The sequence below is a fragment of the Bacillus sp. LR_5 genome (genome assembly GCF_042709275.1).
Window position 1 is genome coordinate 20,795 of sequence record NZ_JAVAXX010000038.1, and the last position, 15,768, is coordinate 36,562.

General features: G+C 46.9%; 17 protein-coding genes and 1 riboswitch. Of the genes, 1 reads left to right on the forward strand and 16 read right to left on the reverse strand.

What is annotated here, in order from left to right; translation table 11 throughout:
• Nucleotides 1-121: 121 nt before the first annotated feature.
• Nucleotides 122-544: an Lrp/AsnC family transcriptional regulator gene (locus tag RAC86_RS11025; protein ID WP_014112924.1), complete on the forward strand. Its 423-nt coding sequence runs from the start codon at nt 122-124 to the stop codon at nt 542-544.
• A gap of 38 nt (nt 545-582) precedes the next feature.
• Here RAC86_RS11025 and purD read toward each other — a convergent pair whose 3' ends face one another.
• The 16 genes from purD to RAC86_RS11105 all read right to left on the reverse strand — a co-directional run.
• Nucleotides 583-1,851, reverse strand: coding sequence for a phosphoribosylamine--glycine ligase (gene purD / locus RAC86_RS11030; protein WP_072565874.1), 1,269 nt, complete (start codon nt 1,849-1,851; stop codon nt 583-585).
• A 15-nt stretch (nt 1,852-1,866) separates the two neighbouring features.
• Nucleotides 1,867-3,405 carry a bifunctional phosphoribosylaminoimidazolecarboxamide formyltransferase/IMP cyclohydrolase gene (purH, locus tag RAC86_RS11035; protein ID WP_072565873.1) on the reverse strand — a complete coding sequence of 513 codons (1,539 nt, stop codon included), beginning with the start codon at nt 3,403-3,405 and terminating at the stop codon, nt 1,867-1,869.
• Nucleotides 3,402-3,989, reverse strand: coding sequence for a phosphoribosylglycinamide formyltransferase (gene purN, locus RAC86_RS11040; RefSeq protein WP_072565872.1), 588 nt, complete (start codon nt 3,987-3,989; stop codon nt 3,402-3,404). Before purN ends, purH begins: the two co-directional genes overlap by 4 nt.
• The gene (gene purM / locus RAC86_RS11045) at nt 3,986-5,026 is read right to left on the reverse strand and encodes a phosphoribosylformylglycinamidine cyclo-ligase (RefSeq protein WP_072181553.1); all 1,041 of its coding nucleotides are present in this window, start codon (nt 5,024-5,026) and stop codon (nt 3,986-3,988) included. The genes purN and purM overlap by 4 nt, the downstream gene beginning before the upstream one ends.
• A 100-nt stretch (nt 5,027-5,126) precedes the next feature.
• Nucleotides 5,127-6,557 carry an amidophosphoribosyltransferase gene (gene purF / locus RAC86_RS11050; RefSeq protein ID WP_014112919.1) on the reverse strand — a complete coding sequence of 477 codons (1,431 nt, stop codon included), beginning with the start codon at nt 6,555-6,557 and terminating at the stop codon, nt 5,127-5,129.
• Nucleotides 6,533-8,761 carry a phosphoribosylformylglycinamidine synthase subunit PurL gene (gene purL, locus RAC86_RS11055; RefSeq protein ID WP_072565871.1) on the reverse strand — a complete coding sequence of 743 codons (2,229 nt, stop codon included), beginning with the start codon at nt 8,759-8,761 and terminating at the stop codon, nt 6,533-6,535. Before purL ends, purF begins: the two co-directional genes overlap by 25 nt.
• Nucleotides 8,745-9,428, reverse strand: coding sequence for a phosphoribosylformylglycinamidine synthase subunit PurQ (purQ, locus tag RAC86_RS11060; RefSeq protein ID WP_014112917.1), 684 nt, complete (start codon nt 9,426-9,428; stop codon nt 8,745-8,747). The genes purL and purQ overlap by 17 nt, the downstream gene beginning before the upstream one ends.
• On the reverse strand, nt 9,425-9,679 hold the full coding sequence (gene purS / locus RAC86_RS11065; protein WP_014112916.1) for a phosphoribosylformylglycinamidine synthase subunit PurS: 255 nt from the start codon (nt 9,677-9,679) through the stop codon (nt 9,425-9,427). Before purS ends, purQ begins: the two co-directional genes overlap by 4 nt.
• Entirely contained in the window at nt 9,672-10,397 is a 726-nt protein-coding gene (gene purC / locus RAC86_RS11070) for a phosphoribosylaminoimidazolesuccinocarboxamide synthase (protein ID WP_014112915.1), read from the reverse strand. The genes purS and purC overlap by 8 nt, the downstream gene beginning before the upstream one ends.
• A 74-nt stretch (nt 10,398-10,471) precedes the next feature.
• On the reverse strand, nt 10,472-11,767 hold the full coding sequence (gene purB, locus RAC86_RS11075; RefSeq protein WP_024715850.1) for an adenylosuccinate lyase: 1,296 nt from the start codon (nt 11,765-11,767) through the stop codon (nt 10,472-10,474).
• Complete coding sequence (gene purK, locus RAC86_RS11080; RefSeq protein ID WP_072565870.1) at nt 11,764-12,906, reverse strand: 5-(carboxyamino)imidazole ribonucleotide synthase; 1,143 nt, start codon at nt 12,904-12,906, stop codon at nt 11,764-11,766. The genes purB and purK overlap by 4 nt, the downstream gene beginning before the upstream one ends.
• Complete coding sequence (gene purE, locus RAC86_RS11085) at nt 12,899-13,387, reverse strand: 5-(carboxyamino)imidazole ribonucleotide mutase (RefSeq protein WP_072565869.1); 489 nt, start codon at nt 13,385-13,387, stop codon at nt 12,899-12,901. The genes purK and purE overlap by 8 nt, the downstream gene beginning before the upstream one ends.
• 140 nt (nt 13,388-13,527) lie before the next feature.
• Nucleotides 13,528-13,629, reverse strand: a riboswitch (purine riboswitch).
• Nucleotides 13,630-13,708: 79 nt separating this feature from the next.
• The gene (locus RAC86_RS11090) at nt 13,709-13,906 is read right to left on the reverse strand and encodes an NETI motif-containing protein (RefSeq protein WP_003219403.1); all 198 of its coding nucleotides are present in this window, start codon (nt 13,904-13,906) and stop codon (nt 13,709-13,711) included.
• Nucleotides 13,906-14,460, reverse strand: a complete 555-nt coding sequence (locus RAC86_RS11095) for a DUF2179 domain-containing protein (protein ID WP_041520875.1) — start codon at nt 14,458-14,460, stop codon at nt 13,906-13,908. The genes RAC86_RS11090 and RAC86_RS11095 overlap by 1 nt, the downstream gene beginning before the upstream one ends.
• 214 nt (nt 14,461-14,674) lie before the next feature.
• Nucleotides 14,675-14,842 carry a Fur-regulated basic protein FbpA gene (locus tag RAC86_RS11100; protein ID WP_014112910.1) on the reverse strand — a complete coding sequence of 56 codons (168 nt, stop codon included), beginning with the start codon at nt 14,840-14,842 and terminating at the stop codon, nt 14,675-14,677.
• A 158-nt stretch (nt 14,843-15,000) separates the two neighbouring features.
• Nucleotides 15,001-15,768, reverse strand: a 768-nt coding sequence (locus tag RAC86_RS11105; protein ID WP_377885630.1) for a hypothetical protein, incomplete at its 5' end; no start/stop codon positions are given.

Consider the following 15,768-nt stretch of genomic DNA (forward strand, 5'->3'; position numbering starts at 1 on the left):
GCTTTATTATAAGAAAAATAAGACGGCATCCATATGCTACAATTAAGTTAAATCAACAGCATTACCTTATGATAAAAGGAATTTTCACGAATTCGCTTAAACATGTAAAGGAGCCAGACAAATGGACGATACAGATCTTCACATTCTCTCGCATTTGCAGCGAAATGGCAGATTAACGATGGTTGAGCTGGGAAAGCTCGTCGGCCTCAGCTCGCCAAGCGCGGCGGAACGTGTCAGGAAGCTGGAAGACAAAGGAGTGATTACCGGCTATAGCGCGAATATCTGTTACGAAAAACTAAACAAGCATGTTACGGCTTTTATCCTGATGGAGCCGAAAAGCTGCAAGCACTACGCCGCCTTTGCAAAAGCGCATCCTGATGTGGCAGAAAATCACCGCATTACAGGGATGTACAGCTATGTAACAAAAGTGGTGACAGAATCAGTACATACGCTTGAAGATTTTATTGATGCCTCGATGGCGCACGGAAAACCGACCACGCTGGTTGTACTTTCTTCTTCCGCTCACCACCCCGCTTTTGTATAATAAAAAACCCGCAGCTCAATCTGCGGGTTTTCATCACTTTATTTTTGAGCAGCCTTTAAAGCGCGTGCCCCAATGTCTTTTCTGAAAAAGAGTCCGGGCTTGATGATCTCATCAACGGCTTTATACACTCGGTCTCTCGCCGCTTCAAACGTTTCATCAAAAGCCGTCACATTGGCGACGCGGCCCCCGTTTGTAACGAACTCTCCACCTTCTGCTTTCGTTCCGGCATGGAAGACCACAACCTGCTCAGTTTCCGCTGCAAGGCTGCCGATCGGCGTGCCTTTTGCATAGCTTTCCGGGTACCCTTCTGAAGCAAGCACAACACTTACAGCCGCGGTATCCTTCCATCTTAAGTCAACTTCCTTATCATCCAAAAGATCAAGAAGCACCTGTACCAGATCAGATTCCATGCGCGGAAGCACGACCTGTGTTTCCGGATCGCCGAAACGGGCATTAAATTCGATGACCTTCGAGCCGTTTTCAGTAAGCATCAATCCCGCGTACAAAACGCCAGTGAAGGAACGGCCTTCTTGCACCATTGCTTTTGCAGCGGGCTTGACGATGGTTTCTACAGCATGGCGGATCGTTTCTTCCGAAATTTGCGGAACTGGAGAGTAAGCGCCCATTCCGCCCGTATTCGGGCCTTTGTCTCCGTCAAACGCCCGCTTGTGATCCTGGGCAATCACCATTGGATACACCTTTTCTCCTTTGACGAATGCCATTAGAGAAAACTCTTCACCGGACAGAAATTCTTCAATAACAACGGACGCGCTCGCATCACCGAACTTCTCATCCTCAAGAAAATCATGCAGACATGCGATCGCTTCTTCCTCTGTCATAGCAACTGTAACGCCTTTTCCAGCCGCAAGTCCATCTGCTTTTATGACAATCGGAGCGCCTTTTTCCTGCACATATGCCTTTGCCTCTTCCAAGGATGTAAACGTGTCGTATTCTGCGGTCGGTATGTCGTATTTCTTCATTAAATCCTTAGCGAACTGTTTGCTTCCTTCGATGATCGCCGCGGCTTTTGACGGGCCGAACACGCGCAGACCCGCTTTTTCGAATTCATCCACCAGACCTTCAATTAAAGGAACCTCAGGGCCGACAATGGTCAGGCCGACCTGATTTTCTTTTGCAAACGAGACAAGCCCGGAGTGGTCGCTTTCCTCAATGTTTACAAGCTGTGCGGAAGCTGCCATGCCGTCATTTCCAGGAGCGGCAAATACGTTCTCGACGAGGCTGCTTTGCGCCACCTTCCATGCTAGCGTATGCTCTCTTCCGCCTTTACCGATAATTAATACATTCACGTCGTTTTCATCCCCTTAATGTTTGAAGTGTCTGATGCCGGTGAATACCATGGCAATGCCGTACTCATCCGCTTTTTTGATGGAATCCTCATCACGTACAGATCCCCCCGGCTGAATGATAGCCGTAACGCCTGCTTTTGCCGCTTCTTCAACAGTATCCGGCATTGGGAAAAATGCATCAGATCCAAGTGCGCTGCCTTTCGCTTTTTCACCTGCTTGCTCAATGGCGATTTTCGCTGATCCGACGCGGTTCATTTGGCCTGCTCCTACGCCGACTGTCATGTTGTCTTTCGCAAGAACGATCGCATTTGATTTCACATGCTTTACGACTTTCCAAGCAAGCTTCAAGTCTTCCCACTCTTGCTCGTTCGGTTCTCTTTTTGTCGGAATGCTGATCTCAGCATCATCGAAGCCATGCATATCTAAATCTTGAATCAGCAGGCCGCCTTGAACGGATGTCAACTGTTTTTCTTTTTGAACGGCAGCTGTCACATCAAGTGTCAGCAGACGAAGATTTTTCTTCACAGTCAGGATATCAAGCGCTTCTTGGCTGAATGAAGGCGCAATGATGATTTCTAAGAAAATGTTGTGGAGCGCTTCGGCAGTTGCCTTGTCCACTTCACGGTTCAGCGCGATAATGCCGCCGAAGATAGATGTTTTATCCGCTTCAAACGCTCTGTCAAACGCTTCTGAGATTGTTTCCCCTGTTCCAACGCCGCACGGATTCATATGCTTTACGGCAACCGCAGCAGGCTCAGTGAATTCACGGACGATTTGAACTGCCGCATCCGCGTCTTTAATGTTGTTGTAAGAAAGCTCTTTGCCGTGGAGCTGCTCCGCTTGCGCAATGGAGCCTTTAACAGGAAGTGCTGTTTGATAGAATGTTGCTTCCTGATGCGGGTTTTCTCCGTAGCGAAGCGATTGTTTTTTCTCAAATGTTACAGTGAATTGTTCTGGTTCTTTTTCACCGACAACGTTTGTCAGATAGTCAGCGATCAGTGCATCGTATGCCGCAGTATGACGGAATACTTTTGCCGCCAGCTCGCGTTTTTTCTGAAGGGATACGCCGCCTTCTTCTTTGATTTGATTCAGCACTGGGTTGTAATCCGCTGGATCAACGATAACCGTCACGTCCTGATGGTTTTTTGATGCCGCACGCAGCATGCCCGGTCCGCCGATGTCGATATTTTCGATCGCTTCTTCATATGTGACATCTTCTTTAGAAATCGTTTCTTTAAATGGATAGAGGTTGACGACAACGAGGTCAATCGGCTGAATCCCGTGTTCATTGATCTGCGCCATATGCTCTTCATTGCCGCGAACTGCTAGAAGACCGCCGTGAATATTCGGATGAAGTGTTTTGAGCCGTCCGTCCATAATTTCAGGAAAGCCTGTCACTTCAGAAATTCCGATGACATTCACACCGTTTTCTTGAAGAAGCTTTTTCGTTCCGCCTGTTGAAATCACTTCAACGCCAAGCTCTGTTAATTCTTTTACGAAAGGAACGAGATTTGTTTTATCTGAAACACTGATTAATGCACGTTTAATGGTCATGCCTTTTCACCTCTGTTATTTAATCCTAATAGCTGTTTAATTACACTCGGATACCATTTATGCTCAAGCTTGTGAATCCGCTGTTTAATTGTTTCCAATGTCTCATGTTCGTCAATTTCGATTGCCTTTTGAGCGATGATCGGGCCTGTATCCATTCCTTCATCGACATAATGCACGGTGATTCCGGCCACCTTCACCCCCGCGCGGTACGCCTGTCCGACTGCGTCGATCCCAGGGAACGCCGGAAGAAGTGACGGGTGAATGTTAATGATTTTTCCTCCGTATGCCTGAAGCAGCGTATCACCTATCAGCCTCATATAACCGGCAAGAACAATCAATTCAACGTTGTGAAGATGAAGCTGTTCGATAATGGCCCGTTCAAATGCGGCCTTGTTTTCATAAGACTTCGGCTCAAATGCAAAGGATGGAATTTCAAATGTTTCCGCCCGTTCGATGACTTTCGCCTGCGGTTTGTCGCAAACGAGGAGCGATACGGACGCATCCCAGTTCTCCTCTTTCAAACGCGTGACGATGGCTTCGAAGTTTGAACCGTTTCCTGATGCAAATACCGCAAACTTTTTCATGAAAGTGCCGCACCGCCGAATGTGACGCCTTCGCCTTGTTTCACACGCCCGATCAAATAGGCTTTTTCGCCTTGGCTTTCAAGCGTTCCGATCACATCTGTCAGATGCTCTTCTTTGACTGCCAAAACAAAGCCGATGCCCATATTAAAGACGTTGAACATGTCTTCTTCCTTCAGCTTGCCGTACTCTTGCAGGAAAGAGAAAATCGGCGGAATCGGCCATGAGCCGTGATCGATTTCCGCACTTAAGCCTTCCGGAAGCATACGAGGAATATTTTCGATGAATCCTCCGCCTGTCACGTGTGCCATGCCGTCGACTTTTCCGCTTTTCACCGCGGCAAGCACAGGCTTCACATAAATTCTTGTCGGTTCAAGCAGTTCCTCGCCAAGCGGGCGGTCAAACGGTTCGTATGTTGTATCAAGATCCAGCTCCGCATCATCCAGAAGCACTTTTCTCACAAGGGAAAATCCGTTGCTGTGAAGGCCGCTGGAGCTAAGGCCGATCAAAAGATGGCCCTCTTTGATGTTTTCTCCAGTCACGATTTCGTCCTTTTCTGCCACTCCGACTGAGAAACCGGCAATATCGTATTCATCGGCTGTATAGAGTCCCGGCATTTCAGCCGTTTCGCCGCCGACTAAGGCTGAACCTGATTGCTCACAGCCGTTCGCTACACCTTGTACGATCTGCTCAATTTTCATAGGGTCCGCTTTGCCGACCGCTAAATAATCGAGGAAAAACAACGGCTCTGCGCCTTGTGCCAGCACATCATTGACACACATCGCAACAGCGTCAACCCCAATCGTGTCATGCTTATCCATGGAAAAAGCGAGCTTTAATTTGGTGCCGACACCGTCCGTTCCCGAAATTAAAACAGGTTTTTGATAAGAAAGCTCAGACAGGTCAAACATGCCGCCAAAACCGCCGAGGCTGCCCATAACGCCAAGCCGTTTTGTGCGCTCCACATGTTTTTTCATTCGTTTTACAGCTTCATATCCGGCTTCGATGTCAACTCCTGCGTTTTTATATGCTTCAGACATCCTATTCACTCCTTTAAGGCGCTTTTCAAAATATCTCCCCGAACGAGGGCAGAAAGAGAAAGGCAGCCGAACTGCGCTGCCTTTATGTCATTTTCAAGTTTTATTTGGTTAATACTGCTTCTTTTACATGAGGAAGCACTGTATCCTGGTAAATTTCAGTCGGATATTTTCCTGTAAAGCAAGCGAGACACTGTCCGCAATTAGAGTCATCGTATTTTCTGCCGATGCCTTTCAGCAGCCCTTCCACACTCAAAAATGAGAGGGTGTCCGCCCCGATTTCCTGACGGATTTCTTCAACAGAATGGGAAGACGCGATCAATTCTTCATGTGTGGACGTATCAATGCCGTAAAAGCACGGATGAGCGATCGGCGGTGAACTGATTTTCACATGCACCTCTGTTGCACCCGCTTCTCTGAGCATCGTGACAATCCGACGGCTTGTTGTTCCTCGCACGATAGAGTCATCTACCATAACGACGCGTTTACCTTCCACAACCCCGCGCACCGCTGATAGCTTCATTCTGACGCCTTGCTCGCGCAGAGCCTGGGACGGCTGAATAAACGTTCTGCCGACATAGCGGTTTTTGATTAAGCCCAGCTCGTACGGGATGCCTGTTGCTTCTGCATACCCGATCGCCGCAGAAATACTGGAATCCGGAACCCCTGTTACGACGTCAGCTTCAACTGCGGATTCCTGAGCCAGCATTTTCCCAAGGTTTTTACGCGCACTGTGTACGTTAATGCCGTCAATGTTACTGTCAGGTCTTGAGAAATAAATGTACTCCATGCTGCAAATGGAACGGTTGATATTCATAGAGAATCGCTCTGATTTCATGCCTTCATCATTGATGATTAGCATTTCGCCCGGTTCTACCTCACGAAGATACGTTGCGCCGACGACATCAAATGCGCATGTTTCTGATGCGACAACATAGGCGTCGCCCAGCATGCCGATGGATAGCGGTCTAAGCCCGTTTGGGTCAAGCGCGACGATCATTTCTGTTTCGGTCATGATCAGGAATGCGTATGCACCTTTCAGCATGGAAAGCGAGTTTTTAATTTGATCCTTCAGCGTGAAGTGGCCGCTTCTTTTGATCAGGTGAGCCAAAACCTCTGTGTCCGAAGAGGTTTGAAAAATGCTCCCTTGATTTTCGAGCTGCTGCTTCAGCTGAGTGGCGTTGACAAGGTTTCCGTTATGAGCAAGCGCCAAGCTGCCATTGTTTTGGGAACGGAAGAGGAGCGGCTGTACATTTTCGTATCCGCCGCCTCCAGCCGTCGCATACCGAACGTGCCCGATTGCGCCTTTTCCCTTTACTTTGCTGAGCTCACCATTTTGAAACACTTCAGTGATCAGCCCTTGGCCTTTGTGCGCCGTCAGTTTTTCACCGTCAGTCGCTACAATGCCCGCACCCTCCTGTCCTCGGTGCTGGAGGCTGTGGAGTCCGTAATACGTGATTTGCGGGGCTTCTTCATGTCCCCAAATCCCAAATACGCCGCACTCTTCATTTAAGCCTTTGATTTCAGCAAGCATGGGATAGCTCCTTTCCATGCGCGCTCAAGCTCTTTCGTTTGCGCATGAATCAATTGTTGTCCGTCTTGGTTTTGAATCGCCAGAAGACCATCAGCTGTTACCTCACCGATATGAACTGCATCTTTCACAGCTGCTTCAAACGCTGCTTGATGTTCTTTTTTCACTGAAACGACGAAGCGGGATTGAGATTCAGAGAATAATAATGCTGCTTCCCCTTCAACAGTCACGTTCGCGCCAAGATTTTCCGTCGTCATGACACTTTCTGCAATCGCTACGCCTAAGCCGCCTTCAGACACATCATGCGCAGATTGAACAAAGCCTTTTTTAATCGCATCAAGCAATGCTCTTTGGCGTGACAGTTCTACATCAAGATCGATTTGCGGTGCTTTTCCGTAAATACTGCCTTCTGTCATTTTTTGCAGCTCGCTTCCGGCAAACTCAGGTTTTGTTTCGCCAATCACGTATACGAGATCTCCCGCTTGTTTGAAATGCTGTGTTGTAATGTGTTTTGTATCTTCAATTAAGCCGACCATGCCGATAACAGGTGTCGGGTAGATCGCCGTGCCGTTTGATTCGTTATAAAGCGATACGTTTCCGCCGATAACCGGTGTGCTGAGAACACGGCACGCCTCGCTGATGCCGTCAGCCGCTTTTTCGATCTGCCAGAAGATTTCCGGTTTCTCCGGGTTTCCAAAGTTAAGGTTATCTGTGACTGCAAGCGGTTCTGCGCCTGAGCAAATGATGTTGCGCGCCGCTTCAGCGACAGCAATTTTCCCGCCGACTTCAGGATCGAGATAGAGATAACGCGCGTTACAGTCTGTCGTCATCGCCAGCGCCTTTTTCGTTCCGCGGATTCTGAGAACACCCGCATCAGACCCAGGAGCGACAACGGTATTCGTCCGCACCATGTAGTCATACTGATCGTAAACCCACTCTTTGCTTGCGATCGTCGGCTGCTGGAGGAGGGCCTTCAGCGTTTCATTCGCATCACCAATTTGGGGAGCCGGAACATCCGTCTCTAAAAACTCACGGTAATATGCTGGTTCTTGAGATGGCTTGTGGTAAACCGGAGCTTCTTCTGCCAAGGCATCAACAGGCAGCTCACATACAACCTCACCTTTGTGTGTGAGGCGAAGCATTTTATCATCTGTTACACGTCCGACAGAAACCGCTTCAAGTTCGTACTTGTCAAAAATATCGATGATTTCCTGCTCACGTCCGCGCTCGATGACCAAAAGCATCCGTTCCTGTGATTCAGAAAGCATCATTTCATAAGCGGTCATGCCTGTTTCACGCTGAGGGATCAGGTCAAGATTCATCTCAATACCAGAGCCGGCTTTACTTGCCATTTCCGCACTTGAGCTTGTTAAACCGGCTGCTCCCATATCCTGAATGCCGACTAACGCATCACATTGGATGACTTCCAGACATGCTTCAAGCAAAAGCTTCTCCATAAACGGATCGCCGACTTGAACAGCAGAGCGCTTTTCTTCAGACGAGTCAGACATTTCTTCAGATGCAAACGTAGCGCCGTGGATTCCGTCACGCCCCGTTTTCGCTCCTACGTACATTACTGTGTTGCCGACACCCTTCGCCTGGCCTTTTTTGATGTCTTCATGGTTGATTAAACCGACGCACATTGCGTTGACGAGCGGATTACCTTCATAGCTGCTGTCAAACTGCACTTCTCCGCCGACTGTCGGGATGCCGATACAGTTGCCGTATCCGGCGATACCCGCTACTACTTCTTCAAACAAGTACTTCACGCGCGGTGAAGTCAGTTCACCAAATCGAAGAGAGTTCAATACAGCGATTGGACGGGCACCCATTGAGAAAACGTCACGGATAATGCCGCCTACGCCAGTCGCAGCGCCTTGGTAAGGTTCGAGAGCTGATGGGTGGTTATGTGATTCAATTTTGAACACAACCGCTTGGTTGTCACCGATATCAACGATTCCGGCGCCTTCCCCCGGACCTTGCAGCACACGCTCGCCGCTTGTCGGGAATTTACGCAGAATCGGCTTTGAGTTTTTGTAGCTGCAATGCTCTGACCACATGACAGAAAAAATTCCGATTTCTGTGTAGTTCGGCAATCTGCCAAGAATGGATTCAATCAATGCAAACTCATCATCACTGACACCCATTTGCTGATACATTTTCTCTTCTTTTATTTGTTCTTTACTTGGTTCAAGCAGTAGTGACATGAGTTTCCCTCCAATTTTTCACGATAGACTGAAACAATTTAAGACCGTCGGCGCTTCCAAGCAGTTCATCGACCGCGCGCTCAGGGTGAGGCATCATGCCTAATACGTTGCCTTTCTCATTCACGACACCGGCAATGTCGCTGACACTTCCGTTAATATTGGAGCCGTATGTGAAAGCAATTTGATTGTTTTCTTTCAATGAAGCAAGCGTTTCGTCATCACAGTAGAAATTTCCTTCACCGTGGGCAACCGGGATTGTAATCGATTGGCCCTTTTCGTAGGAAGATGTGAATAATGTTTCATCGTTTTGTACAATTAATTCAACCGGACGGCAAATGAACTTTAAATCTTTGTTGCGTCTCATTGCGCCTGGCAGAAGGCCAAGCTCCTGTAAAATCTGGAATCCGTTGCAGACGCCAAGAACAGGTTTTCCTTCAGCGGCCGCCTGTTTGACAGCTGGCATAATATTCGCAAATCGGGCGATAGCGCCGCATCTCAAGTAATCGCCGTAAGAAAATCCTCCCGGAATTAACACGCCGTCGAAGCCGTCAAGGCTTGTTTCCTCATGCCAGACGTATTCCACTTCATGGCCGAGCTCATCCTTTACAGCATGATACATATCGATATCACAGTTGGAGCCGGGTAACACAATCACCGCAAATTTCACTGTGCGACTACCTCCTCAACCTCGTATCTGTAATCTTCAATCACTGTATTCGCAAGAAGTTTTTCGCACATTTCTCTTACCAGGACGTCAAGATCACGGTCAGATTTTTCAATGGTAAGCTCCATGTATTTTCCGATGCGCACATCTTGAACTTCGTTATAAGTCATACTGTGCAAGGCATGCTGGACAGCGCTCCCTTGTGGATCTAGTACACTTTCTTTTAAGCTGACATAAACTTTTACTTTATACATGATGAATGCCTCCCAGTCTTTTGAAAATCTCTTCGTATGCGTCGGTTAAGCTTCCCAGATTGCGTCTGAATAAATCTTTGTCCAGCTTTTCGTTCGTGTCTTTGTCCCACAAGCGGCATGTGTCAGGTGAAATTTCATCCGCCAAAAGCACTTGCCCGTCTGCATCTAAACCGAATTCAAGCTTGAAATCTATTAATCTGACATGACAATCATCAAAAATGGCTTGAAGCTCTTCATTTACTGTTTTTGTAATGGACTTAATGGTTTCTACCTGCTCAGGAGTTGCCGCTTTTAAGAGCCAAATATGATCTTCTGTGATAAGCGGATCACCCAGCGCGTCATCCTTGTAGTAAAACTCGATAATCGGCTGTTCAAGCTCTGTACCTTCTGGAATGCCGAGACGTTTGGACATGCTTCCTGCTACCACATTTCTGACTACGACTTCAAGCGGCACAATCGTTACCTTTTTAATGAGCTGCTCTGTTTCCGAAATACGCTCGATAAAGTGGTTGTTAATGCCTTTAGCATGAAGGTGTTTGAAAATTAAGCTTGAAATCTCGTTATTTAAGCGCCCTTTTCCGCTGATTTCTGCTTTTTTCTCGCCGTTAAAAGCAGTGGCGGAGTCTTTATACACGACGTACAGCGTGTTTTCGTCATCGGTTTTGTAGATCTTTTTTGCTTTTCCTTCGTATAAAAGTTCATTCTTCACAATATTCACGGAAGGCCTCCTAACCCGAATGTTGGGAATTTTCAAACTAAGACGGCATAGAAGAAGCCGCCTAAAAGCTTCTTCTATGCTAAACCTAAACGTTCAAAGATCAGATCAACATTTTTCAGATGGTAGTTGTAATCAAAGCAGTCAGCAATTTTTTCTGGAGAAAGACGGGACGTGATTTTCTCTTCCGCTTCCACCAGCTCACGGAACGGCACTTGTTTTTCCCACGCTTCCATTGCTTTTGGCTGTACTGTATCATAGGCTTCTTCACGAGTCAGGCCTGTGTCAATCAAGGCAAGCAGCACGCGCTGAGAGTAGATAAGGCCGAGTGTGCGGTCCATGTTGCGCTTCATGTTTTCCGGGAAGACCGTTAAGTTCTTCACGATGTTAGAGAAGCGGTTCAGCATGTAGTTCAGAGCGATTGTCGCATCCGGAAGAATAATCCGTTCTGCTGAAGAATGAGAAATATCGCGCTCATGCCATAATGGAACATTTTCGTAAGCCGTCATCATGTAGCCGCGGATCACGCGTGCTATTCCTGTCATGTTTTCAGAGCCGATCGGATTGCGTTTGTGCGGCATCGCAGATGAACCCTTTTGCCCTTTCGCGAAAAATTCCTCAACTTCGCGTGTTTCACTCTTTTGCAGACCGCGGATCTCCACTGCGAATTTCTCGATGCTTGTCGCGATCAAAGCAAGTGTCGCCATATAGTCAGCATGGCGGTCACGCTGAAGGGTTTGAGTTGAAATCGGTGCTGCTTTCAATCCGAGCTTCTCACATACATATTGTTCAACAAATGGGTCAATGTTCGCATATGTGCCCACAGCGCCGGAAATCTTCCCAACTTCGATGCCTTCTTTCGCTTGTTTGAAACGCTCAAGATTCCGTTTCATTTCCTCATGCCAAAGCGCAAGTTTTAAGCCGAATGTTGTAGGCTCAGCGTGTACGCCGTGTGTGCGCCCCATCATGACTGTGTATTTATGTTCTTTCGCTTTTTCTTTTATAATGTCAACAAATCTCTCAAGGTCCTTGAGCAGAATATCGTTTGCCTGTTTTAATAAGTAAGAAAGAGCAGTATCAACAACGTCAGTTGACGTTAAGCCGTAGTGCACCCATTTTCTTTCTTCACCCAGTGATTCGGAAACGGCGCGTGTAAAAGCGACAACGTCATGGCGCGTGTCCTGTTCGATTTCTAAAATGCGGTTGATGTCAAATGACGCGTTCTCGCGCATGACCTTTACGTCTTCTTTCGGAATGACGCCCAGCTCCGCCCACGCTTCACAGGCAAGAATCTCTACCTCCAGCCATGCTTGAAATCTGTTTTCATCCGTCCAAATCGCGGACATTTCAGGTCTTGAATAACGTTCGATCATTCTGCTTGTCCTCCGTCTCTATTCATCCATTTATTTGTGATCTCCTGAATCCAATGGTCTTCAGGCTGCTTCATAAATGTAATATGCCCCATTTTGCGGCCTTTTTTAATTTCATGTTTTCCGTATATATATAGCTTTGCTTCTTTTAAAAGCTCCGGCTCTTCCTCCACAAGCTTCACTTCATCGCCGAGAAGATTCACCATCATGCCCGGCTTCAGCAAATCTGTTTTCCCGAGCGGAAGGCCGCATACCGCTCTGATATGCTGTTCAAACTGGCTCGTCTCGCAAAGGTCCAGCGTATAATGCCCTGAATTGTGCGGTCTTGGCGCCAGTTCATTGACCAAAAGCTCTCCGTCTTCTGTCAGGAACATCTCAACAGCAAGCGGTCCGACAAGGTTAAGCTCGTCTGCAAGCTTAACGGCTAAATCAGCAGCCTTCTTCTGAATCCCTTCCTCCACCCGTGCAGGCACGATGCTTTGGAAAAGAATGTTGTTGTGGTGAATGTTTTCAGCTGCCGGAAATGTTGCAATTTCGCCGTTTACCGATCTGACGACGATCACCGACAGTTCCATTTTAAAAGAAACCCAGCTTTCGAGAATGCAGGTTCCGTGTTCTAAAAGAGCTACAGCCTGCTCAATTTGCGCCTCTTCCTTGATCACAACTTGGCCTTTGCCGTCGTATCCGCCGCGACATGTTTTCAGGACTGCTGGAAGCCCAAGCTCCTGTACCGCCTGTTTCAGTTCATCCTTTGTTTTGACGATGCTGTACGGCGCGACTTCACAGCCAGCCGCTTGAATTGCTTTTTTCTCCGTTTCACGGTTTTGGGTAATGAGCAGCAGCTCACTTCCTTGCGGGAGATACGCATGACCTGTTAGCCAATGCAGCGCATCATAGTCGATGTTTTCAAACTCATACGTGATGATGTCGCTGATTTCAGCCAATTTTCGAATCGCTTCACGGTCATTGTAATGAGCGGTAATTTCGATATCCGCAACCTGCCCGCACGGCGAATCTTTCACTGGATCAATGACCGCGACTTTATATCCCATTTGTTTGGCGGACACAGCCATCATTTTCCCAAGCTGGCCGCCGCCGATAATGCCGATTACAGCTCCCGGATAGATGATTTGTTTAGACAAGCTGATCACTGCTTTCTAACACCGTCTGTTTTGTATTTTCTCTTCTCTCGTCCAGCTTACGGGCAAGGCCTTCGTCAAAAGCTGACAAAATTTGCGCCGCTAACAGGCCTGCGTTCACAGCGCCTGCTTTGCCGATGGCTGTTGTCGCAACAGGCACACCTCCAGGCATTTGCACGATAGAAAGAAGTGAATCCAGCCCGTTCAGCGCCTTGGACTGAACCGGTACTCCAATGACCGGCAGAGTTGTTTTCGCCGCCGTCATCCCTGGAAGATGGGCCGCTCCTCCGGCACCGGCGATAATCACCTTGATGCCTCTTTCTCTGGCAGTTTCAGCGTATTCAAACATGAAATCAGGCGTCCGGTGAGCGGAAACGACCTTTTTTTCGTACGGAACATTGAGTTCGTCAAGTATGTCGCATGCGTTTTTCATTGTCTCCCAATCGGAAGTGCTTCCCATGATGATTCCTACTAGCGGCTGCATTCTGTTCCCACCTTCTAATGCTTTTGTTTTCAGAAAATAAAAAATACCCGCTCTGCATTGCACTTATGAGGAAGCAATACAAACCGGGCATGGTACATGTATCGTCAGTCGTTCGCTTCTGCGATATATCCATGTCAGTTTTATCGATCACTTTCCTGCATAGTCCGGCAATTTACGGTCGCCGGGTAGAAACTTATGGGCCATATTCCCAAGATTATATGAGGTCGTGTTTTGATTTCATGTTTATCTTAACAACGGACATGGATAATGTCAACGATATTATCGAACGATACAAAAATTCATTCTGCTAATGTTCGTGTTTTAGATCAATTTCCCTTCAAATACGATTTTTTTCCCGCACGGAACGATCTGAATTGACCCATTTTCCTTTTTCTCCATAAAAATAGGCTCTTCCATTCGCCTTACAGGCAGATACCCTTCTTCTTTCATTTGCTGAAGCACCGCATCAATCGTTTGCTGCTCTGTTACTTCAAACTTTTTCTTCTTCGGCTTTGCCATTATTCTTTAATTCTCCTCTTCTTCACCGCTTTGACCCAGAAGCCGCCATGGATTGTTTTTGGTTCATACGCAATAATAAAAGCTTTTGAATCAAGTGTTTTAATCGTATCATATAGCTGAAGTTCATATCTTCTCGGCGTCAGAATCTGAAGGGCGGTGCGGTCACCTTCAAGCCCGCCGGCCACCCAGTTTGTCACGCCGTAGCCTTTTTCACGGAGCTGCCTCGGAAGATCAAGATCGAGCTCCTTCGTAATCACATTGACCATAATATAGCCAAGCGCCAATTTTTCTTCTATTTTCATGCCGACAATCACGCCAAGACCGTAACCGAGCGCGTACGCGATCACATTTTGAATCTGGTCTAAGTTATCGAGCACCAGACTCAGCCCTGTCACATAAACCAGTATTTCAATCGTACTGATGCCGGCCGCTAAATAACGCTGGCCTTTCAGCGTTAAAATCATTCTTATCGTAAAAAATGACACATAGACAATATTAATAATGAGAATTATGAGAACCATGGCTAACCCATTTGATAAGATGGTTTGCATCATTTTATTTCATCCCCCTACTCTTCATCTTGCATAAAGCATTCATATTCTACTAGAGAAATGAGTCGTTTACAATGAGCTGAGGCCATGAACCTAAGGAAAATATTTCGACACGCTTTATGAGATTGAACAGTAGTAGTTTACCCTCTTTCTCACCTTTTCAAAATCAAAATAAAAAAGCCCGCTTTTCAGCAGACTCACCTCTTCTCATATATTGTCAGATCTCTTTTTTCATTTTCAGAAGGGACTTGTATTCTTTCTCAAGCTCACTCAGCGTATAATGAGCCAGCTGTTCCCCTCTTCCCTGATAAAATTCCGAGAGCAGTAATTTGGTTTTTAAAAATTGTTTCTTTTGATTAATCGCTCGGCGAAGTAAATCAGCCATGTCCATCATCCTCCTTAAACATAAAGGTTTGTGCGCTGGACGTTTACAGCATTTTCCCTATCATACATGGATTAATCCTACAAATCAACTATGTTTTTTAGATATATTTGTAAAAAGTGTGACATAAAAAAACCGGCTTGGATTAGCCGGTTTTTTCATTAAAGCGGAATCAGCGACGCCGTAAAATATTCAGAAATCAACGGCCAAGTCACTGCCGCAAACAGCAGCGCTATCGCAACCACAGCAAATACACAATAGATATAGTCAATCGGTGCATCCTGTGCCGCCTGATACAGACACTGCACATACAGCGCCATCATAAAAAAGATCGAAAACAAGATCAGCACTGTAAACAGAACTGTCAGCATTGGGATATTCACGATCGCAAAGATCAGCCAAAGGATTGAAACAGCAATCACTGGTACAAGCAATGAACCCAAACCGGCAGCCGCTTCCCTGAACGTCACCTTCTGCTTCATCATATAGCGGGAGACGGCCCATACGGCTAAGACCATTACCGCGAAAAAGAGAAGCAAATACACAAGAACGACTAAAAATCCGTCATAAAAAGCGTGATGGCGTTCTCCGAAACCGAGCGGCCGATTCCAGCTCGCCTTTAACTGAAACCAGTTCCCGATTGAAAAGATCATACTGAATATAAGCATTGAAATCAGACCATACTTATAATGAGAAAAACCATCCGCTACGACGGTTTTCGCCGGTGACTTCAAAATCGAGAACGCAAAACCGCAATATCTGTTGATGGCTGCCCATACAGACGCAAGCTTGTCTTTAACAGTTGATACACCGCGCTCCTGATGCGGTTTCTGCTTTTGTTTTTGCTTCTGCTTGCTTTGCCTGCTGGCATTTCTGGACATTCTCGATAGTGGTTCTTCATCTGCATCTATTCTTTCACTCTGGTTAAC